Here is an 18,672-nt window from a genome sequence, read left to right on the forward strand (position 1 = left end):
CCTCCTTCGAGGCCTCCGCTGCGCTCAGGCACCTCACGATGAGGGAGAGGTCGGGAGAGGCGCCCATTCCGGATGGCGCATCCCCGGCATGCAACCGATGGCGGCCGCGTCCACCGTCCTGGCCGGCCTCATGCATTGCGCCGAACGGTCGCGATCCCGCATAGACGGTCCGCCGGCCTCCGGAGAAGGTTGCTCGACCGATGCAGATCGCCACGCCCTACCTGATGTTCCTGGGCGACGTGCCCGACACGCTGGCGGCCAAGACCGCCTACGGGATCAAGGACTGGCGCCCGGAATGGTGCGTCGGCCAGATGCGCCTGCCCGGCTGCGCCGCCGATCTCGGCATTCCCGACATGACCCTGCCCGAGGCCCTGGCGAAGGGCTGCCGCACCCTGGTGATCGGCGTCGTGAACGCCGGCGGCGTCCTGCCCGATCACTGGGTGAAGGAGATCGTGGCGGCGATCGAGGCCGGGCTCGACGTGGCGAGCGGCCTGCACGTCAAGCTCGGCGCGGTGCCGGCCATCGCGGAGGCCGCCGCCCGGCGGGGCCGCCAACTCCACGACGTGCGCCACACTGACGAGCGCTTTCCCACCGGCAAGGGTACCAAGCGGACGGGGCGGCGCCTGCTCACCGTCGGCACCGATTGCTCCGTCGGCAAGAAGTACACCGTGCTCGCTCTGGAGCGCGGCATGCGCGAGCGCGGCCTCGATGCCGATTTCTGCGCCACCGGCCAGACCGGCGTGTTCATCTCCGGCAAGGGCGTCGCGATCGACGCCGTGGTGGCCGACTTCATCTCCGGCGCCGTCGAGACGATCTCGCCCGACGCAGCCCCGAACCACTGGGACCTGATCGAGGGCCAGGGCTCGCTCTATCACCCGTCCTTCGCGGGGGTGAGCCTCGGCCTGCTGCACGGGGCCCAGGCCGACGCCTTCGTGGTCTGCCACGAGCCGACACGCACCACTATGCGCGGCGTGAAGCATCCGCTGCCGAGCATCCGGCAGGTCATCGACCTCACCGTGAAACTCGGCAGCCTGACCAATCCCGGCATCAAGCCCGTCGGCATCGCGATCAACACGCAGGCGCTCGGTGAACCTGAAGCCCGGGCGTTCCTCGAGAAGGTCGGGTCCGAGCACGGCCTGCCCGCCACCGACCCGGTGCGCTTCGGCGTGGACGGGCTGGTGGACCGGATCGTCGCCGACTTCCCGGGAGCCTGACATGGCCCGCCGCCTGACGCTGACCGTCGAGCGCTTCCCCATCGCGGGCGCCTTCACGATCTCCCGCGGCAGCCGCACGGAGATCGCCGTGGTGGTGGCCACCATCACGGACGCGAACGGGGTCGGGCGCGGCGAGTGCGTACCGTATCCGCGCTACGGCGAGAGCGTCGAGAGCGTCAGCGCCCTGATCGAGGGGCAGGCGGAGGCGATCGCGGGCGGGATCGGCCGGGAGGAACTGATGGCGCGCCTGGAGGCGGGCGCCGCGCGCAACGCCCTGGATTGCGCGCTGTTCGATTTGGAAGCCAAGCTCCAGGGCCGCCCCGCCTGGGCGATCGCCGGGCTGCCCGAGCCCCGGCCGGCGATCACCGCCTATACGCTGAGCCTCGGCACCCCGGAGAGCATGGGAGAGGCCGCCCGCAAGGCCGCCCACCGACCACTCCTGAAGGTCAAGCTCGGCGGGGACGGGGACCCGGAGCGTATCGCCGCCGTGCGAGCCGGCGCACCGGACGTGCGGCTGATCGTCGATGCCAACGAGGCCTGGCGGCCGGAGAACCTGGAAGCCAATCTCGCCGCCTGCCTGAGGGCCGGCGTCGCGCTAATCGAGCAGCCGCTGCCGGCCGCTGCCGACGCGCTGCTGGCCGAGATCCCGCATCCGGTTCCGGTCTGCGCCGACGAGAGCCTGCACGACCGCGCCGGCCTCGACGCGCTGGCCGGGCGCTACGACGCGATCAACATCAAGCTCGACAAGACCGGCGGCCTGACCGAGGCGGTGCTCCTCGCCCGGGAGGCGAAGGCGCGGGGGCTCTCGATCATGGTCGGCTGCATGCTGGGCACCTCGCTCGGCATGGCGCCCGCGGCCCTGCTGGCGAACGACGCCGATTTCGTCGATCTCGACGGGCCGCTGCTGCTCGCTCGCGACCGCGACACGCCGCTCCGCTACGAGGGAAGCCTCATGTATCCGCCCACGCCGGATCTGTGGGGATAGGATTCGCCGTGCCTGTCACTTGCAGGGCGTCACAACGCCTTTGGGATTAGGTATACCAGAAGACTTGCCTTCCTCTCGTCCGGCTGCCATCCATCGCGTGTGCGATTGGGGTCATGGCGTCGATGCGCTGTTCCCAGCAGCCAGACAACACACAGCAAGTCTCAATGCTGGGGAGGAACGACGTGGCCAAGAATATCCTGATCCTGGGGGCCTCCTATGGCTCGCTCCTGGGCACCAAGCTCCTGATGGCCGGTCACAACGTGACCCTGGTCTGCCGGCGCAAGACCGCCGACCTGATCAACCGCGAAGGCACCGAAGTCCGGATCAAGCTCCGCGACGAGAAGGAGCACCGGGCGATCTTCTCCCGCGACCTGCCCGGCAAGGTCGACGCGATGCCGCCCGAGGATGTCGACGTCTCGCGCTACGACCTCGTCGGCCTCGCCATGCAGGAGCCGCAGTACAACAACCACACGATCCGCGTGCTGATGATCAAGATCGCGGCGGCGAAGCTGCCGTGCCTGTCGATCATGAACATGCCGCCGCTGCCCTACCTCAAGCGGATCCCGGCGCTGGCCGCCATGGATCTCGAGGACGCCTACACCAATGCCGGCGTGTGGGACCGGTTCGAGCCGGGCCTCGTGTCGCTGTGCTCCCCCGATCCCCAGGCCTTCCGGCCGCCGGAGGAGGAGGCCAACGTCCTGCATGTCGGGCTGCCGACGAACTTCAAGGCCGCGACCTTCGCGGATGAGGCCCATAACCGCCTGCTGCGGGCGCTGGAGGCCGATATCGACGCCGTACGCCTCGACGGGCACGACGTGCCGGTGAAGCTCAAGGTGTTCGACTCGCTGTTCGTGCCGCTGGCCAAGTGGTCGATGCTGCTCACCGGCAATTACCGCTGCATCACGCCCGGCGAGCCCCAATCGATCCACGACGCCGTGCATGGGGATCTGGCCCGCTCGCGGGCGATCTACGACCATGTCGACGGGATTGCCCGGAAGCTCGGCGCCGATCCGGCCGATCAGGTGCCGTTCGAGAAATACGCCAAGGCGGCCGAGAGCCTGCTCAAGCCCTCCTCGGCGGCGCGGGCGGTGGCGAACGGGGCCCCCTATATCGAACGGGTCGACCTGCTGGTGAAGCTGATCTCGCACCAGCTCGGCGAGCCCAGCGCCGAGATCGACCGCACGGTCGAGACCGTCGACCGGAAGCTCGACGAGCGCATCATCGAGGGGTGAGCGACCCTGTTACGCGCGCGCCGAGCGGAGCGCCGCGCGGCGTTGTGCTGCGCACATCGTCATCACGGGCGTAGCGAAGTGACCCAGGGCGGCGCGACATAGGTCGGCGTGGCGTTTCTGGATCGCTTCGCTCTCGTTCGCAAAGCCGGTCGGCCAACCTGACATCACTCCGCCAGGTCCAGAAAATGCCGGCCCTGGCGGTCGTCGATCTCGATGATCCAGAGGTCGGAATCGAATCGGATCTCCTTGGTCAGGCGCTCCTCCACGTCGAGCGGGCTGCCGCCGGTGACCTGGGCGACGAAGCGGCGGTCGCCGCTGTCCTCGGCCTCGAACAGGGCCTGTGGTGCCGGTCCGTAGAGGTCGGCGCTGCCGTCGAGGCGGTCGACCTTCACGAAGATCGCGCCCGCCTCCGCGGCCCCGCGTCGGCGCTGCACAGCCGGAATGCCCGCCACGTCGAGGCGGCGCAGATGGGCCGAGACCCAGAAATCGGAACGCAGGCGCATGCGGTAGAGCCTCTCGGGAACGCACCCGGTATACGCGCTGAGACCAAGGAGACTAATGGCCGGTGTCCGACCCACCCCCCTGATCCAGAGCTGCCCCCGTCAGCGGGCCTCGAAGGAGGGCTCCGGGGATCGCCCGATCATGCCGCTCGGGAAGGCTGTCTCGGATCCCGGGCAACACGATGGGAAACGGTGTCAGCCATGGCCCGCCTTGGCGACGAGCTCGCGCAGGGTCCGGCCCGTGGCCTCGCCGGTTACCGGGAGCTTGGCGCTGCGCTCGAACTTCTCGATCGCCGCGCGGGTGCCCGGGCCCATCGCGCCGTCGGGCTTGACCGGATAGCCGAGCTTGGTCAGGGCCTTCTGGGCCCGCAGGACCGGATCGGACTCCGCCTCGGCCTTCTTGGCAGGCTCCTTGGCGGGCTCCTTCGCAGCTCCCTTGGCGGTCTCCTTGGCGGCCGGTTTCGCGGCGAGCCGGGCCGGGGCGGCCTTCGGGGTCACCGAGGCGGTGGTCTCGTCGGCGCGGATCAGCTCGCCGATCGTGTCCCGGGTCGCCGGCTTGGCGGGAATCTTCTCCGGTTCGGGGCGGGCCGAGACCGGGTCCCGGGCGATCTCCCGCACCGGCTCCCGGGCCGCCTCGCGCGCGACCGGGACGGCCTCGCGCGCGGGGGGCGCCTTCTGGGCGAGCTTCGGCAGGATCGGGGCCGGATGGCGGTGGGCTTGGTAGCCGAGGGCGTTGACGCAGATGAAACCGGCCGCACCCAGGCCCACGAGGCTGCTGAGGACGGTACCGGGGCTGTTGCGGCAGGTGGTGCCCGTGGCCTTCAGCGCGCCGACGAGGACGGAACGCCAGTCCCCCTGGACGGCTTTGCGCCGCGCGGCCGGGCGGCGCGCCCGGCCGGCTTCGCCCGGGATGGTGATCTCGCGGTAGCCTGACATCGTGTCTCCTTCCGGGGATCGTGTTCCGGGGGGAACTTGGGCTCAGCCGGTGCGGCGCAGGGCCGAACCCGATCGGGTGCCCGGCTCGGCGCTCGGCTCCGCGTCGAACAGGCCGAGCGGCAGGCGCACGACCCGGCGCGGCGCGGCGGCGCCCCGTACGGCGGTCCGGATCGGGGCGGGACCGCAGGCAGCCTCCGGCGCCCGGCACCGATGGGGCAGCGTCACGGTCACGACCGTACCGGCCTGCGGCGCGCTCTCGATCCGCATCGCGCCGCCATGCAGGCCGACCAGCCCCTGGACCACCGAGAGGCCGAGACCGGTCCCCTCGTGCTGGCGCTTGTAGTCGCCGGCTCCGGCCTGGAAGAACGGCGTGCCGAGCTTCGACAGATCCTCCGCGCCGATCCCGCAACCGGTATCGGACACGACGATGTCGAGGCCCTCGACGCTGCGGCGCAGGGACAGGTCGACCCGGCCGCCGCGCGGGGTGAACTTCACGGCGTTCGAGACGAGGTTGATCAGGATCTGCCGGCAGGCGCCGGGATCGGCGGTGATCTCGACCGGGCCCGAGGCGGAAACCGCCAGGGTGACGCCGGCGGCCTCAGCCCGCAGGCGCATCAGGTCGCAGCAGGACTGGAGCAGGCCCGCGACGTCGAAGGCCTCCGGCGCGTAGTCGAAATTGCCGCTCTGGATCCGGCTCATGTCGAGGAGCGTGTTGACGACGCCGAGCAGATGATGCCCGGAGGCGCCGATGATCCCGGCATAATCTCGCGCCTGATCCGCACTGAGGCTCGGGGCACCTTCGCCCGCCAGCACCTCGGAGAAGCCGATGATCGCGTTGAGCGGCGTGCGCAGCTCGTGGGTGACGTTGGCCAGGAACCGGCCCTTGATGGCGTCGGCCCGCTCGGCCTCGGCGCGGGCGCGCTCCAGTTCCTCGGCGTGGCGGTAATGCTCGGTCATGTCGCGGGTCACCGCCACCACCGCGGTCGCGGCGTCGTACGAGCCGTGCGCGATCCGGTGGGCGCGCATCTCGGCATGGATCAGGCGCGCGCCGTCGGCCCGCCCGGCTTCGACATGAAGGCGCAGCGGCAGGGTGGCGGGACGCCCGGTCGCCGCGACGTCGCTCACCGCCTTGAGGAAGGCCGGTCGGTCGGCCACGTGGACCCGCTCCAGGAGGCCGTGGCCGTGCAGGCGCGCCGGGTCGCTGCCCAGCAGCCGGGTCGCCGATACGGAGGCGTCCACGACGCGGCCGTTGCGATCGTGCCAGGTCACGAGGTCGTCGATCGCCGAGAGCAGCAACTGATCCCGGGCCTCGTTGTCGCGCAGCTGCGCGCGCCACGCACCCTCGTTGCGCTTGTGCTCCAGGGCCTGGGCGGCGACGTGGCCGATCGCCGTCAGCGCGAAGGCCGGCAGGGCGAGGCCGGCGGAGATATCCATCACCGGCAGGGTCGCCCCGAACGCGTCGAGGCTGGCCACCGCCAGCACGCCGAGGACTGCCATGGCGGCCGCCGCCAGCGTCGCGCGCAGCGAGCCGGAGATCAGCGCCTCCACGGGGATCGCCACAAGCCAGACCGCGGCCGGGGACGCGACGCCCCCCGTGACGCTCGACAGCGCTACAACGATCCCGGTCAGGCCCGCGGCCGACACCGCGTGGGCGAGCCAGAGGGATCCGGTGCGGACGAGCAGCACGGCGGCGAAGACCGGCAGCAGCAGGCTCACGATCGCCAGGACCTCGATGCCGGACGGCACGCCGCGCCAGAGCAGGTAGGGCGGCAGCCCGACCATCATCACGGCGCCCGTGGCAAGCCGCGACACCAGGAAGCGCTGGTGGCGGGCGCGCGCCGCGGCATCATCGGCCGCGGAGGCGTGAACCAGCCCCGTGAGACGGTCGTCGATCGAGGAAGTCAGGACTTTTTTAATAGGCAAGGCTGGCACACGCCGCGAGTACGCGTTTCCGCATCCCTCGCGCCTCCGGTTCGACTTTCGAACGACTTCCGGACGGTCGCAGAGGCGGCTTAAACGAGTGTTGCGCGACTGGTCAGAACGGTCAGGATGCTTTCCACGAGGTAACCAAAGGCATTCGGATAAGCTTCGTTCACCATCACGCGCGAAAGCGCAGGCCGGTTGAGGCCCGGTTCACGAAATCCGTCGAAATCTCGGCGTCGCGGATTCTCCCGACGGACGACGGCCGGCTTTCAGGAGAATGCGCGCCAGACCGAGCGGAGAGTCCGAATCATGACCGTCCTGCTGCGCGCCGCGCTGGTAATCGGCGTGCTCTCGTATCTCGCGCTGATGCGTGGTGGCGCGGATCCGGCCGCGGAGGCGCGCAAGCTCACGGGCCCGCTGCCGAGCGCCTCGGCGGTCCTGCCGGCGGCTCTGGAGGCCGTTCCGCCTGAGACCCGCGAGCGGGCCGCCCGGGCGGTCCTGGCCCGGGGCCTGCTGGCGGAGTTGAGCCGTCGGGCCGGTGAGCCCCAAGCCGCGACCGATACCCCGTCCACCGATACCCTGGAGGCGGCTGACCGGCAGCCCGCTTGGCGGGGCATCGAAGCCCGCTGACGCCGCCCTCCGTCAGCCCGCCTCCGCCTTGGAGGCCGGGCGGGTGCGTGCCGGCAGCGTCGCGCGCTGCCCGGCACCGCTCTGGCGCAGCTTGGCCTCCGGGCCGTGGAGCGGTTGGTGCGGCTCGCTGCGCCCGCGCTCGGCGAGGGGCCGGTCGAGGATCGCCGCCACGAGATCCCGCGCCGCCGGCCGGCTCACCGTGCGGAACAGGCGGACGAGGTCGGCCACGCGCTCGGCCGAGCGGGCGACGCCCTGGTTGAGGGTGAGGAAGATGTAGACCGCCTCCTCCTCGTGCAGGCCGGCCGCGCGCAGGCCGAGGGTGAGGAGGTCGTAGCGGGCGCCTGGACCGGTGACCACGCCCAGGAAATCGTGGGGCAGGCCGAGCCCGTCCGCGAGCGCCGCCACGAAGGCCGCCACATCGTGCGCGGCCGAGAGCCGGGTCAGGGCTTCGCCGAGGTCGCGGGGCGCAGGCGGGCAGGGGCGCAGCGCGGCCGTCGCCTCCACGCTCCCGCCGATCACCGCGCGGCGCATCGGGTCGGCGTGCAGGTAGAGGGGCACGAGGTCGGCGGCGGAGACGTCGGGGCGCACCAGCAGCAGTCGGGCGAGCTCGGCATCGCCGCGGCCGCGGCCGACGAGCCGCGCGAGCGTCGCGCCGCGCAGGGTGATGCCGAGATTGGCGGCGAGCGCCCGGTCGATCTCGGCGCGGCCCTCGCGGGAGAGTTCGTCCGCCGCCTCACGGCTGAGCCCGGCCCGGGCGGCGATGCGGTCGGCGATGTCGGAGCCGTCGGCGAGGGCCGCGTCGATCAGGCTGCGGCTCAGCGCCGGCGCCAGTTCCACCACCGCGTCGCGGGCGCCACCGCCGCGCAAGGCGAGGGCCTCAAGGATTGCGGGCGGCGTCTCGGGGCAGGGGGCGAGCTTCCGCGCAACGACCCGGGCCGTCTCCTCGTCCACCGTGGGGATCAGGCCGCAGGCCAGAGATTCGAAGATCTCGGTGGCGGCCCGGTCGCGGCCCGGTGCCCGGACGAACAGGTCGGTCTGCACCCGCAGGATCACGGGCTTGAGATCGAGATTCTCGATGCGCGAGAGTTCGAGGAGCCCGGACAGGTCCGGCGGAGCATCGACGGATGGGGGCATGGACGATCGGTTTACGCAGGACTGCAGTAAGCTCACGCTAACCGCATCGACGTGAATCGACCTTTAAGATGCCCCCCGCGGGACCGTGCCGTCCTGCATCACCGCGCCTGTCCGGCGGTCTCAATGCGTCAGCCAGAGCCCGCCGCTCAGTACTGCCGCCGCGAAGACGATGAAGCCGACGAAGGCAGGCACGACCCAGGGCTGCCGCTGGTGCACGTATCCGGTCTTGGTCTTCTCCGACGGCGCCCGCTCGTTCTGCCGGGCCAGCCGGACCTCCTGCGAACTCGGCGGCGTTCCACCTGCCTCCTCGCAGGTTCCGAGCGGCGCCGCCCCGACATCCATGTGTGGGGTCTTGTCGGCGGTTCGGCCGCTGTCGATGTCGCCCTTGAGCTGCGCGGCGGTCGGCGCCTCCGAATCCGGCGGCGGATCGATGGTCAGATTGGCGGGTGGCGGCGGGGTTTCGGAACGCAGGGTCATGGGCGGGGCTCCAGCTTGATTTGATCAACGCCTGGAAACGCCGTCGGCTGCGGTCAGGATGTCGCGGGTCTCACGCCTCGCCGGATCCGCGCTTGAGCAAGGGGCGCTCGAACAGTTCCGTCCCCCCGGCGAAGCCGGCCGCCGCACAGAAGGCGTGCAGGGCGGCCTGCTCCGGTCCGACGCTGAGGCGCAGCCGGTCGCACCCGGCTTGGCGCGCCGCCCGCCCGGCCGCTTTCAGCAACACCCGCCCGATGCCCCGGCGCCGGGACTCGGCCGCGACCACGAGGGCCGTGATCAGGCCGAAGGGCCGCGGCGCGTCGAGGGTGCGGACCGGGCTGAGGGCGATGAGGCCGCTCGGCGGTCCCCATTCCACGGCGACGAGAACGGTGCCGCCGTCCCGCTGCAGGCCTTCGAGCCGTGCCGCCAGATCCGCGGCGCCGACCGCCGTGCCAGCCTCGCCGAGGAGGGCGGCGAGGCCGGCGGCATCGGAGCCCGCGGCCGCCCGGATCTCCAGCCCGTACCGATTGCCCAACGCGTGCTCCCGAACGGACGCCCCTCAGACCCGGCGCCAGCCCGGTTGTGCCGGGTCGACCAGCCGGTAATTCACCGGTGCCATGCCGCAGATGGCGATGACCGCCGGTTCCGTCCCGTCGCGGACGACGCCGTCGTAATGCGGGGTCCCCGCGACCCGGCGGACGAAGCTGCCGGCTTTCACGGGCACGCAGGCGGCGGGGTCGAAATCCGCTCCGCTGTTGCACCACCACGTGCCCGACAGGATCATGCAGTACCGGTCGGACGTGTAGGTGTGCGGTGCGCTCATGTAGCCCGGCCACCAGCGGATCAAGGTATAGTAGAGGCCGGTGCCGTTGAGGTCGCCGGTGAGATTGCACCGGTCGACGCTGCGCTCCGGGTAGCCCTTCGACGGCACCCAGGGCAGCGCATCGGGCGCGCGAATGATGGTCTGCTCCGGGTTGAGCGGGCTGCCCTCGGCCGCATGCGCCAGGAGCAGCGGGAGCGTGCCGAGGAGTGAGGCCGCCAGAAGGTCGCGCCGGCTCGTTTCCGGCCGGGTTTGCATGTCCGTCATCGCGGGGTTCCGTCCCTGTTGCCGGCCCTCTCGTCGGCGGCCTCCGCTCGAGCAACGCAGGCACCCGGGTTTCTGTCCCGGGCCGAGGCCGCAGGCTGTTTCAATCGCGCCGACATTTCAGGATGTCGGCCGCGCGGAACGCGGGAGGCGGCCAGGGAATTGCCCCGCAGGTTCGGCAGGGGGGCGCAGCATGACGGATCGGGAGCGGGATCGATCGCCGCACGGGCGGGACGATGGGGATCCACCGGATGTCGGGCAATCGAAGCCAACGGACCAGACTCCCGATGACGGGTCTGTGCCCACCCAGCGCCGAAAGGCCGAGACCGAGATCGCCGCGGGTGACGTGGCCGACGATCTCGCCGATTTCGCCTGACGGGCCCGCCCCGCGGGGCCTGCGCCGTCCGGTCTCAGCACCCGGGCCCACGCGCCGAACCGTCTGCGGCTCGGCGGGGCGCCCGGATGTGCGCGATCAGGCCGTTTCCTTGGCCTTGCGCGGGCGGGTCGCGCGCTTCGGCTTCTCGGCGACCTCCTCGACCGGCTCCTCGACCGCCGCGGACTTGCGGCGCTGCTGGCCGAGACCCAGGCTGCGGGCGAGTTCGGAGCGCTGCGCGGAATAGCTCGCAGCCGTCGACGGGTAGTCCCGCGGCAGCCCGAAGCGCTCGCGATACTGCTCGATCGTCAGGCCGTTGCGCGAGAGATGGCGCTTGAGCGTCTTGTACGGCTTGCCGTCGATGAAGGAGATCAGCGCATCCGGGGTCACCGACTTGCGGATCTGGGCCGGCGTGGGCTTGTCGGCCGCCTCGGTCACAGTCGCCGCGGGGGCCGAGAGCTTCGCCAGCGCGGCGTGAACGCCCGCGAGCAGGCCGGGCAACTCGCTGATCGGCACGGAATTATTCGAGACATACGCGGACACGATGTCAGAGGCCTGCTCGATAAAGGTCTGCTGCTGTTCAGGGGCGTTGTCGTCCATCGTTGATTCCCTCTAAGCGGTGGTGGTGAGACGGTTCTAACGTCTCTGCAGCAAAATCAAGTCGTCGTCGAGCATTTCCCTACACAACGCCCCGACCGTTAACACGCATATTATTCAAGCCTGCGGTGCTGCTGAAATCGTTGCCCGTGAAATCCGGTTGGCGGGAGGGCCCGTTTCACGAGTTCCGGTTCCCCGGCGCCGTGCCCGCGGCGCTGCGACCGGGCCAAGCCGGTCGCTTCGCTTGCAAAGATCGGTTTTCGGTCTGACGAGATGCGTAAAGTCTGGCATCCGGTCCTGTCATGCCGCGATTGTGTACGCCGCGCGGCCGGGAAAACCTCGCCGTGCTGCGTGGGCTGCGTCGGTTTGGCGGACGGGACCGGGGCGAAGCTTCGGGAACGAGAACAGTCGAGAGTCTTCAAGGACCGTCACGGGCCTTGGGACCGGGCGAGACCTGGACCATAAGAGGTGGGGCGCGGCAGGACCGGGACGGTAGACGTGGATCAGGATTGGGAGCCGGGCACCGTCTTTGGCGCGCACATCCCCTTCGTGCAGGCCTGCGGGATCGAAGCGCTCGACGTGCGCGAGGGGCGAACGCGCCTGCGGCTCGCCCTGCGCCCGGATCACGCCAACAACCTCGGCATCGCCCATGGGGGCGTGCTCTGCACCCTGCTCGACGTCGCCCTCGGGACGGCGGCGCGCCTCAGCGTCGGGCGGCCCGTGGTGACCCTCGACATGCAGACCCGATTCCTGAATCCCGGGCGCGGCGTCCTGCTGGCCGAGGGGCGCGTCACCCGGGCCGGACGTACGGTGATCTTCTGCGAGGCCGAGATCCGCGACGCCGACGGAGATCTGGTGGCGAGTGCGACCGGCCTGCTCAAGCCCGTGGGCCGATCCGCAGATTAGCGGAGGCGTTCGGCCGGGATCGAATTGACGGCGGCCCGGCAGGGTGGGAAAGCCTCGGGTATGACGATGCCGGACGACGCGCGCGCAGCCCTGGCTGCGCCTCCCTCCGAGGCCGATGTCACGGCCATGAAATCCGAGGCCGCGGCGTGGTTCGAGACCCTCCGCGACCGGATCCTCGCGGCCCTCGAGGCCATCGAGGCGGAGGCCGAGGGTCCCTTCCACCCGGACGCGCCTGAAGAGCCGGGCACCTTCGTGAAGACGCCCTGGAACCGCACCGACCATACCGGCCGCCCCGGCGGCGGCGGCGTCATGGCGATGCTCAAGGGCCGGGTGTTCGAGAAGGCGGGCGTCCACATCTCGACGGTGCACGGCGAGTTCGCGCCGGAATTCCGCGCCCAGATGCCGGGCGCCGCCGAGGATCCCCGGTTCTTCGCCACCGGCATCTCGCTGATCGCCCATCCCTGGAACCCGCATGTGCCAACCGTGCACATGAACACCCGCTTCGTCGCGACCACGCGGGCGTGGTTCGGCGGCGGGGCCGATCTCACCCCTGTGCTTGACCGGCGCCGCACCCAGGACGACCCGGACAGCCGCCATTTCCACGCCTGCCTGGAGCGGGCCTGCAGGGCGCATGGCGTCGACTATCCGCGCTACAAGGCGTGGTGCGACGAGTACTTCCACCTCAAGCACCGGAACGAGCCGCGCGGCATCGGCGGGATCTTCTACGATTATCGCTGGACCGGCGACCCGCAGGCCGACCTCGCCTTCACGCGCGACGTGGGGGGGGCTTTCCTCGAGGCCTATCCGAAGATCGTGCGCGACAACGTCGCTACGGCCTGGACGGAGGCCGACCGGACCGAGCAGCAGGTGCGGCGGGGGCGCTACGTCGAGTTCAACCTGCTCTACGATCGGGGCACGATCTTCGGCCTGAAGACGGGCGGCAACGTCGCCTCGATCCTGTCCTCGATGCCGCCCACGGTGCGCTGGCCGTGACGGGGCTGTCGTGAGCGCGGGGCTGCCCGCGGCCTACGCCCCCCAGCAGGACGCGGCGCTCAAGGCGATCGCCGCGTGGCGGCGGGACGGCGGATCCCAGGTTTTCCGGCTGTTCGGCTATGCCGGCACCGGCAAGACCACGCTCGCCCGGCGGATCGCCGAGGATGTCGACGGCACGGTGGTGTACGGCGCCTTCACCGGCAAGGCGGCCTCGGTGATGCGCCAGAAGGGCTGCTACGATGCCGCCACGATCCACTCGCTGATCTACCGCACCAAGGAGGCGGAGGAGGGTGGCCCGACCTTCACGCTGAACCGATCCGGTGCGGCCGCCAAGGCGGATCTGATCATCATCGACGAATGCTCGATGGTCGATTCCGACCTCGGCAACGACCTGCTGTCGTTCGAGCGGCCGGTGCTGGTGCTCGGCGACCCGGCGCAATTGCCGCCGGTGCGCGGCGGCGGCTTCTTCACCGAGGCCGAGCCCGACGTGATGCTCACCGAGGTCCATCGACAGGCCAAGGACGACCCGATCGTCCGCATGGCGATGACGATCCGCGAGGGCGGCCGGCTGGAACTCGGCACCTACGGCCAGAGTCGCGTGGTCTCACGCCGCGCCCTCGATCCGGCCGAGGTGCTCGAATGCGATCAGGTGCTGGTCGGGCTGAACAAGACGCGCCGGCTCTACAATGCTCGCCTCCGGGAGCTCGCCGGCCACACCGATCCGATGCCGGCGATCGGCGAGAAGCTGGTCTGCCTGCGCAACGACCGGGTGAAGGGCCTGCTCAACGGCTCGACCTGGACCGTGCAGGCCCTGCGCGCGCCGCCGCGGCCGGACCTGATCCGCCTCGACGTGGTGCCCGAGGACGATCCGGGGCTGCGCCGCAAGCCCACCGACATCAAGGTGCTGCGCGCGATGATCACCGGCTCCGACGAGGAGATCCCGCTGTTCCTGCGCCGGGAGACCGACGAGTTCACCTACGGCTACGCGCTGACCGTGCACAAGGCGCAGGGCTCGCAGTGGGACCGGGTGACGCTCTTCGACGAATCCTACGCCTTCCGCGAGCACCGGGCGCGGTGGCTCTACACCGGCCTGACCCGTGCCGCGCAGGCGATCACCGTCGTGGTATGATCCGTCCCGGTCTTCACCTCGCTTGTGAAGCGGCACTGCGCGTGCTAGGCAGCGCCGGTCTCATCGAGGCACCTCGCGGAGAGGTGGCAGAGCGGTTGAATGCACCGCACTCGAAATGCGGCATGCCTGCAAGGGCATCGGGGGTTCGAATCCCCCCCTCTCCGCCATTCGCCTGCCTCAAACCATTGTTTTTACTGCGGTTTTTGGTGGGCCCGAGTTGGTCGGCCCACATTGCGCCCCACATTTCGTAACGGCTTGTACCGGACGTAAATGGACGATGGGGCCTCGCGCGCGCGGGCGAAACCCGCGGATCGCTATCATGACCAGGGCCGACAGCTTCGAGCGCCGCTCTGATAGCTCAGCCGGGGTGAGGGCCCATGCGGCGGCGGTCATGCTCGATGGCGAACACATGACTGTAGAGGTTGGCTACCCAGCTCCGCCCCTCAACCGTCAGATCGAGAAAGCGGACTGCATTCCCGATCACCGGCTCGATCTTGCCCCAGAAGAACGCCGGGTACCGCTCCGCCAAGTCAGCCGGGCCAGCGTAGCCAAGCTGCTTGTCGAAGCCGACTTCGGCGAACTCGTGGAACAGCGCGTTTAGTTTGCGTGGGTAGAGCGGATCACCGAGTTGCCCGATCAGGTCGGCCGCACGCATCAGGCCGGCTTCAGTCCCGGTTTCCCGGTGCTCGTCGTCCGCGGGCACAGGAAAGCGGGTCAACTCGATGGCGCGCATCACCCGCTGCGCATCGACAAGGTCATTCGTACCGAAGCGCTCCTGCACCGCCAGCTTCGAGCGCTCGATGTGATAGGGCGCCAGCGCCGCGTCGGATGCCCCACGAGGTAGAGCGATGGTGGTGCCCTGCGCGTCGATGACGAAAGCGTTCGCCCGGTCGCCCGAGCAGACACCGCGCACGTAGCCGATGTCGTGGTACAGTGCCGCCAGGATTATGTGCTGCCAATCCTCCGGCCTGACGCCCTTGTCGAGGAAACGGCCGCGCAGGATATCCTGAGCCACGAGGGTGACGAGGGCAGTGTGGTCGCCGTCGTGGTAGAGCGCGTCGCTGCCGACGATCCGCTCGATGGTCAGACGTGCAGACGCCTCGATCACCTCGGCAAAACGCGGCTCGCGACTGCCGAAAGTGCGCTGGTAGGTGAGCGCGAGGTGCTCGCCGAGCGCGTTGGCCAGCATCTTCGTCACATCGAACATGACCGGTATCCCGCATATCGAGCAGACGCTGACATTGCCCGCTGTAATGATCGCCATCATGACATCAAGGGGGTGACAGCCTAGAGGCTGTTATGGACCTGCGTCGGGCTGATGCTCAGATGAGCGGGGATGAGCCCGACCCGCAAGCCGTATCCGTCCGACGTATCCGATGAGGAGTGGGCGCTGGTCGCGCCCTACCTGACACTGCTGCGTGAGGATGCCGGTCAGCGTGAGCATGCGTTGCGCGAGGTGTTCAACGGGTTGCGCTACGTGGTCAGGAGCGGCTGCCCGTGGCGGCTGATGCCCCACGACCTGCCGCCCTGGTTTGCCGTGTATCAGCAGGCCCAGCGCTGGCTGGCGGCCGGCTGTTTCGAGCAACTGGCTGAGGATCTGCGTGCCGTGTTGCGCCTGGCGGCCGGTCGGGCGCCGGAGCCGAGCGCGGCCGTGCTCGACAGCCGGACCTTGCGCTCCTCACCCGGGAGCGGCGAGCGGGCCGGCTACGACGGAGCCAAGCGCAAGAAGGGTTCGAAGCTGCACATGGCGGTGGATACCCTCGGCCACCTCCTGGCGCTGCATGTCACACCCGCTGATGCCGATGATCGCGCTCAGGTCGGCCGGTTGGCCAAGGCCGTGCAGGCGGCCACGGGCGAGAGCGTCGAGATCGCCTTCGTCGATCAGGGCTACACCGGCGAGAAGCCGGCCGCGGCCGCCCGTGCGCACGGCATCGAACTGGAGGTCGTGAAGCTGCCCGAGGCCAAGCGGGGCTTCGTGCTGCTCCCACGCCGTTGGGTCGTCGAACGCTCCTTTGCCTGGGCCACACGCTTCCGCAGGCTCGTCAGAGATTACGAACGCTATGCAAGCACCCTGGCAGATCTGCACCTCGTCGCCTTCGTCTGCCTCATGCTCAAAAAGGCCGCTCAACTCGCCGCAGGTTCATAACAGCCTCTAGATCGAGGAGGTCGCCACTTGAAGGGTTGAGGCGTTAAGCTCCCAGCAGTTTCGCACGATCTCACAGTGGGTGTGGCTGCGCGCTCATTTCTCGGCTCAGCCGGAATCAACGAGAGCCGCTTTGGCTAGGCCGACGTTCCGGTCCCCCGTATCTGTTCGCATGGGTCCGCATAAGGCCGGTCGCACGTTCCCTCCCGGAACGCATACGAACGAAACGATAGGATCTCCCATGGCCGGCCTTAAGGACAAGCGTGGCTTCATCGACAAGGACCGACTTGATCTGTCGGAACGCAAGGCTGTCGAGTTCTGGATGAAGCGCTGGGGCGTCACGCAGGACCAGCTGACGGCGGCGCATCGGAAGGTCGGTCGGATGACCAAGGATATCGCGGCCGAGCTGGGCAAAAAGCGGTAGGCGCGCGTTCGCCCTAACGGGGCCGCTCGTTGGGGGAAGTCGTGGATGGCTAGGCCGCACCCTGATCGTGTTCGGACCCGTGCCCTCGACTTTTGGTTGGCCCGGAGCGCCATAGCCTGTGTGGCTGGTCTCCAGCTGCTGATTGTGAACGACTTCTCGCTTGGGCCGCGCTGGCTCGCCCCTGCGCTCGAACTCGCGCTATTGCTGCCACTCTCGGTCGCCACTGCCTGGAACCAGGGTCGGGCACGGCGCGCCACGACAGACGCGCACTGGGCCGAGGTCCACCGCCATTATCGCCTGATCCGCAGAATGGCCCTGTTCATGACGGCGCTTGTCACCGTGGCGAACACCGCTGCCCTCGTAGCCCTGGTTCATGCCCTCTTGAACGGCAAGGCCGCTGGCGGCTCAACCTTGTTGGTGGATGCCCTCAACATCTGGGGCACCAATGTCGTGATTTTCGCCCTGTGGTTTTGGACGACGGATCGCGGTGGTGCAGCCCTGCGAGGCCACCCGAATGCGGGAGTTCCCGACTTCCTGTTCCCCCAAATGACCTTCGGATCGGCTGAGGCGCGGGCACAGTTCGTGCCGGGCTTTGTAGATTACCTTTTTCTGGCCTTCACCAACGCCACCGCCTTTTCGCCCACCGACACGCTTCCACTGACGGCGCGCGCCAAATTGCTGATGATGGCCGAAGCGCTGGTCTCGCTGCTGACCGTGGCGCTCGTCGCTGCCCGCGCTGTCAACATTCTCGCCTGAACCAAGCTTCGGCGCGAAACCAATTTAAACTGCCAAAATGCCGCGCCGACCCAAAGCGCAGTCATTGGTGCAGGATGGATCCAGGCCATGCCCAACGACACTGTTCCGACTTTTCGGTTTAACCGACCTCGTCCCCACTTCCTTGCGAGTCAGCATTTGCGCCGCCCCGAGCCGGTCAAAGTGCCCGACCGGCCGACAGCTGCCAAGCCAGCCGAATCAGGTCGAACCGGCGCTGAGGTTGGCAGCCGCGACGCGGTAGCTACCGACGCCGAGCGCTTCCTGCATCAGGTCAACGGTGCCGGATCGCAGCCGCTCGACGGTGCAGGTTGGCTGCAGCGAGCCGGCTTGAACATCCGCAAGGCATCGGACGCGCAGCACCTTGAGGCCATCGCCCTCGCCTACGCGACCTACATCCGAATCAACGCCAGCCCCTTTCGCGGCGCGATCATGGCCGAGCTGGAGACCTTGAGCGGACGCAAGCGCTCACGAACCACTCACGACCTGCACCTCATTGTCGAGCGGTTCGTCTCCTACGGCGGTGAGAGCGCGGCCGAGCGGCTGGCAGCGCGAAAGCTGATCAGCCGGGACGTGCGAGCGGTCCAGCACCTCGAATCAGCCAAGGTGCTGCCGAGCCGCGTTCAGGCGCTGGCGGCTACGCCGGGCGAAGGGCTGCACGCCTGGGCGCGTCAGCGTGCGATGGCGAAGCGGGTGTCTGCCGCCCCAGTGGATGCCATCGCGATTGCCCATCGAGCGAAGGCTGAAGCGCGGCAGCGTGCGCTAATTCACGAGGTGAGCATTACGACGCGGCGGCCCGACGGCTCTCGGAAGGGTCGGCGTCAGTTCAAAATCACCGGGGTTCTGAGCTCCGAGGTCGTGGGGCTTCGACGGCGCTTGAAGGGTCTTCAGATGGTGGCCAAGTGTGAAGCTTCGACTCGCTGATTGGGTCGACGGCTGAGCGACGTATGCTCAGGCTCGCTTCTGGAATGCGCTAGAAGCGGAACTGCGCTCGCTGCCAGGAAACAGACATTCGGATGCGCGCCCATGTCGGCTGTTCAGCTCGTTCCGCGAGCGATGCTGAGAGCAAGCGTACGTACAGGCGACTCGCGGCGCTGAGGTGAAAGACCGAGTTTGGGCCGATAACCGCCGCTGCAGCGCGCCTAAGGGCGATCGCAAGAGGAGAGCCTCGCAAGCGCGATCAACGGACGACAAAGCTGACGATTGCAGATCGGGCTAGGAAGG

At 69.2% G+C, this 18,672-nt stretch carries 21 protein-coding genes and 1 tRNA gene; 13 read left to right on the forward strand and 9 right to left on the reverse strand.

What is annotated here, in order from left to right:
• Positions 1-200: 200 nt before the first annotated feature.
• The 3 genes from dgcN to MKK88_RS16680 all read left to right on the forward strand — a co-directional run bounded on the left by dgcN (position 201) and on the right by MKK88_RS16680 (position 3,431).
• A complete protein-coding gene (gene dgcN / locus MKK88_RS16670) occupies positions 201-1,214 on the forward strand; it encodes an N-acetyltransferase DgcN (RefSeq protein ID WP_244001574.1) in 1,014 nt (337 codons plus the stop codon).
• Position 1,215: 1 nt separating this feature from the next.
• On the forward strand, positions 1,216-2,199 hold the full coding sequence (gene dgcA / locus MKK88_RS16675) for an N-acetyl-D-Glu racemase DgcA (RefSeq protein ID WP_244001575.1): 984 nt from the start codon (positions 1,216-1,218) through the stop codon (positions 2,197-2,199).
• A gap of 182 nt (positions 2,200-2,381) precedes the next feature.
• Positions 2,382-3,431 (forward strand): ketopantoate reductase family protein, encoded by a 1,050-nt coding sequence (locus MKK88_RS16680; protein ID WP_244001577.1) that lies wholly within the window; start codon positions 2,382-2,384, stop codon positions 3,429-3,431.
• Between the two features lie 164 nt (positions 3,432-3,595).
• Here the strand turns inward: MKK88_RS16680 and MKK88_RS16685 are convergent, their stop codons facing one another.
• From MKK88_RS16685 to MKK88_RS16695, 3 genes are all read right to left on the reverse strand, one after another.
• Positions 3,596-3,934, reverse strand: coding sequence for a DUF1491 family protein (locus tag MKK88_RS16685; RefSeq protein WP_244001579.1), 339 nt, complete (start codon positions 3,932-3,934; stop codon positions 3,596-3,598).
• Positions 3,935-4,126: 192 nt separating this feature from the next.
• Entirely contained in the window at positions 4,127-4,867 is a 741-nt protein-coding gene (locus MKK88_RS16690) for a peptidoglycan-binding domain-containing protein (protein ID WP_244001581.1), read from the reverse strand.
• Between the two features lie 42 nt (positions 4,868-4,909).
• Positions 4,910-6,799, reverse strand: coding sequence for a PAS domain-containing sensor histidine kinase (locus tag MKK88_RS16695; RefSeq protein ID WP_244001584.1), 1,890 nt, complete (start codon positions 6,797-6,799; stop codon positions 4,910-4,912).
• 300 nt (positions 6,800-7,099) lie between these two features.
• On the opposite strand from MKK88_RS16695, the gene MKK88_RS16700 reads away from it, so the two are divergent.
• Positions 7,100-7,420: a hypothetical protein gene (locus tag MKK88_RS16700; RefSeq protein WP_244001586.1), complete on the forward strand. Its 321-nt coding sequence runs from the start codon at positions 7,100-7,102 to the stop codon at positions 7,418-7,420.
• Positions 7,421-7,432: 12 nt separating this feature from the next.
• Here MKK88_RS16700 and MKK88_RS16705 read toward each other — a convergent pair whose 3' ends face one another.
• From MKK88_RS16705 to MKK88_RS16720, 4 genes are all read right to left on the reverse strand, one after another.
• A complete protein-coding gene (locus MKK88_RS16705) occupies positions 7,433-8,554 on the reverse strand; it encodes a DUF2336 domain-containing protein (protein ID WP_244001588.1) in 1,122 nt (373 codons plus the stop codon).
• Between the two features lie 120 nt (positions 8,555-8,674).
• The gene (locus MKK88_RS16710; RefSeq protein WP_244001590.1) at positions 8,675-9,031 is read right to left on the reverse strand and encodes a hypothetical protein; all 357 of its coding nucleotides are present in this window, start codon (positions 9,029-9,031) and stop codon (positions 8,675-8,677) included.
• A 70-nt stretch (positions 9,032-9,101) separates the two neighbouring features.
• Positions 9,102-9,563, reverse strand: a complete 462-nt coding sequence (locus MKK88_RS16715) for a GNAT family N-acetyltransferase (protein WP_244001592.1) — start codon at positions 9,561-9,563, stop codon at positions 9,102-9,104.
• 24 nt (positions 9,564-9,587) lie between these two features.
• Positions 9,588-10,115 (reverse strand): hypothetical protein, encoded by a 528-nt coding sequence (locus MKK88_RS16720; RefSeq protein ID WP_244001594.1) that lies wholly within the window; start codon positions 10,113-10,115, stop codon positions 9,588-9,590.
• 190 nt (positions 10,116-10,305) lie between these two features.
• On the opposite strand from MKK88_RS16720, the gene MKK88_RS16725 reads away from it, so the two are divergent.
• On the forward strand, positions 10,306-10,488 hold the full coding sequence (locus MKK88_RS16725; protein ID WP_244001595.1) for a hypothetical protein: 183 nt from the start codon (positions 10,306-10,308) through the stop codon (positions 10,486-10,488).
• A 96-nt stretch (positions 10,489-10,584) separates the two neighbouring features.
• On the opposite strand, the gene MKK88_RS16730 is transcribed toward MKK88_RS16725, so the two are convergent.
• A complete protein-coding gene (locus tag MKK88_RS16730) occupies positions 10,585-11,085 on the reverse strand; it encodes a MucR family transcriptional regulator (RefSeq protein ID WP_244001597.1) in 501 nt (166 codons plus the stop codon).
• 495 nt (positions 11,086-11,580) lie between these two features.
• On the opposite strand from MKK88_RS16730, the gene MKK88_RS16735 reads away from it, so the two are divergent.
• From MKK88_RS16735 to MKK88_RS16750, 4 genes are all read left to right on the forward strand, one after another.
• Positions 11,581-11,988, forward strand: a complete 408-nt coding sequence (locus tag MKK88_RS16735; protein ID WP_244001598.1) for a PaaI family thioesterase — start codon at positions 11,581-11,583, stop codon at positions 11,986-11,988.
• A gap of 60 nt (positions 11,989-12,048) precedes the next feature.
• Positions 12,049-12,981: an oxygen-dependent coproporphyrinogen oxidase gene (gene hemF, locus MKK88_RS16740; RefSeq protein ID WP_244001599.1), complete on the forward strand. Its 933-nt coding sequence runs from the start codon at positions 12,049-12,051 to the stop codon at positions 12,979-12,981.
• 10 nt (positions 12,982-12,991) lie between these two features.
• Positions 12,992-14,110 carry an ATP-dependent RecD-like DNA helicase gene (locus tag MKK88_RS16745; protein ID WP_244001600.1) on the forward strand — a complete coding sequence of 373 codons (1,119 nt, stop codon included), beginning with the start codon at positions 12,992-12,994 and terminating at the stop codon, positions 14,108-14,110.
• 77 nt (positions 14,111-14,187) lie between these two features.
• Positions 14,188-14,277: transfer RNA gene (locus MKK88_RS16750), tRNA-Ser, on the forward strand.
• A gap of 191 nt (positions 14,278-14,468) precedes the next feature.
• Here MKK88_RS16750 and MKK88_RS16755 read toward each other — a convergent pair.
• The gene (locus MKK88_RS16755; RefSeq protein WP_244001601.1) at positions 14,469-15,317 is read right to left on the reverse strand and encodes a metal-dependent phosphohydrolase; all 849 of its coding nucleotides are present in this window, start codon (positions 15,315-15,317) and stop codon (positions 14,469-14,471) included.
• A gap of 129 nt (positions 15,318-15,446) precedes the next feature.
• On the opposite strand from MKK88_RS16755, the gene MKK88_RS16760 reads away from it, so the two are divergent.
• The 4 genes from MKK88_RS16760 to MKK88_RS16775 all read left to right on the forward strand — a co-directional run bounded on the left by MKK88_RS16760 (position 15,447) and on the right by MKK88_RS16775 (position 18,372).
• Positions 15,447-16,256, forward strand: coding sequence for an IS5 family transposase (locus MKK88_RS16760; protein WP_244001602.1), 810 nt, complete (start codon positions 15,447-15,449; stop codon positions 16,254-16,256).
• Between the two features lie 238 nt (positions 16,257-16,494).
• The gene (locus MKK88_RS16765; RefSeq protein WP_003600567.1) at positions 16,495-16,677 is read left to right on the forward strand and encodes a DUF3606 domain-containing protein; all 183 of its coding nucleotides are present in this window, start codon (positions 16,495-16,497) and stop codon (positions 16,675-16,677) included.
• Between the two features lie 45 nt (positions 16,678-16,722).
• Positions 16,723-17,433: a hypothetical protein gene (locus MKK88_RS16770; RefSeq protein WP_279602343.1), complete on the forward strand. Its 711-nt coding sequence runs from the start codon at positions 16,723-16,725 to the stop codon at positions 17,431-17,433.
• An 87-nt stretch (positions 17,434-17,520) separates the two neighbouring features.
• Positions 17,521-18,372: a hypothetical protein gene (locus MKK88_RS16775; protein WP_244001604.1), complete on the forward strand. Its 852-nt coding sequence runs from the start codon at positions 17,521-17,523 to the stop codon at positions 18,370-18,372.
• The last annotated feature ends 300 nt before the right edge of the window (positions 18,373-18,672 follow it).

This window comes from Methylobacterium sp. E-005 (assembly GCF_022829725.1).
Taxonomy (GTDB): domain Bacteria; phylum Pseudomonadota; class Alphaproteobacteria; order Rhizobiales; family Beijerinckiaceae; genus Methylobacterium.

Excerpts from the sequence above, each read along its gene's own strand:
- MKK88_RS16725 (WP_244001595.1), top strand. The coding sequence starts at position 10,306 with ATGACGGATCGGGAGCGGGATCGATCGCCGCACGGGCGGGACGATGGG.
- MKK88_RS16730 (WP_244001597.1), bottom strand. The coding sequence starts at position 11,085 with ATGGACGACAACGCCCCTGAACAGCAGCAGACCTTTATCGAGCAGGCC.
- MKK88_RS16685 (WP_244001579.1), bottom strand. The coding sequence starts at position 3,934 with ATGCGCCTGCGTTCCGATTTCTGGGTCTCGGCCCATCTGCGCCGCCTC.
- dgcA (WP_244001575.1), top strand. The coding sequence starts at position 1,216 with ATGGCCCGCCGCCTGACGCTGACCGTCGAGCGCTTCCCCATCGCGGGC.
- MKK88_RS16720 (WP_244001594.1), bottom strand. The coding sequence starts at position 10,115 with ATGACGGACATGCAAACCCGGCCGGAAACGAGCCGGCGCGACCTTCTG.
- MKK88_RS16765 (WP_003600567.1), top strand. The coding sequence starts at position 16,495 with ATGGCCGGCCTTAAGGACAAGCGTGGCTTCATCGACAAGGACCGACTT.
- MKK88_RS16710 (WP_244001590.1), bottom strand. The coding sequence starts at position 9,031 with ATGACCCTGCGTTCCGAAACCCCGCCGCCACCCGCCAATCTGACCATC.
- MKK88_RS16690 (WP_244001581.1), bottom strand. The coding sequence starts at position 4,867 with ATGTCAGGCTACCGCGAGATCACCATCCCGGGCGAAGCCGGCCGGGCG.
- MKK88_RS16700 (WP_244001586.1), top strand. The coding sequence starts at position 7,100 with ATGACCGTCCTGCTGCGCGCCGCGCTGGTAATCGGCGTGCTCTCGTAT.
- MKK88_RS16770 (WP_279602343.1), top strand. The coding sequence starts at position 16,723 with ATGGCTAGGCCGCACCCTGATCGTGTTCGGACCCGTGCCCTCGACTTT.
- MKK88_RS16775 (WP_244001604.1), top strand. The coding sequence starts at position 17,521 with ATGCCCAACGACACTGTTCCGACTTTTCGGTTTAACCGACCTCGTCCC.
- hemF (WP_244001599.1), top strand. The coding sequence starts at position 12,049 with ATGACGATGCCGGACGACGCGCGCGCAGCCCTGGCTGCGCCTCCCTCC.
- MKK88_RS16755 (WP_244001601.1), bottom strand. The coding sequence starts at position 15,317 with ATGTTCGATGTGACGAAGATGCTGGCCAACGCGCTCGGCGAGCACCTC.
- MKK88_RS16705 (WP_244001588.1), bottom strand. The coding sequence starts at position 8,554 with ATGCCCCCATCCGTCGATGCTCCGCCGGACCTGTCCGGGCTCCTCGAA.
- MKK88_RS16760 (WP_244001602.1), top strand. The coding sequence starts at position 15,447 with ATGAGCCCGACCCGCAAGCCGTATCCGTCCGACGTATCCGATGAGGAG.
- dgcN (WP_244001574.1), top strand. The coding sequence starts at position 201 with ATGCAGATCGCCACGCCCTACCTGATGTTCCTGGGCGACGTGCCCGAC.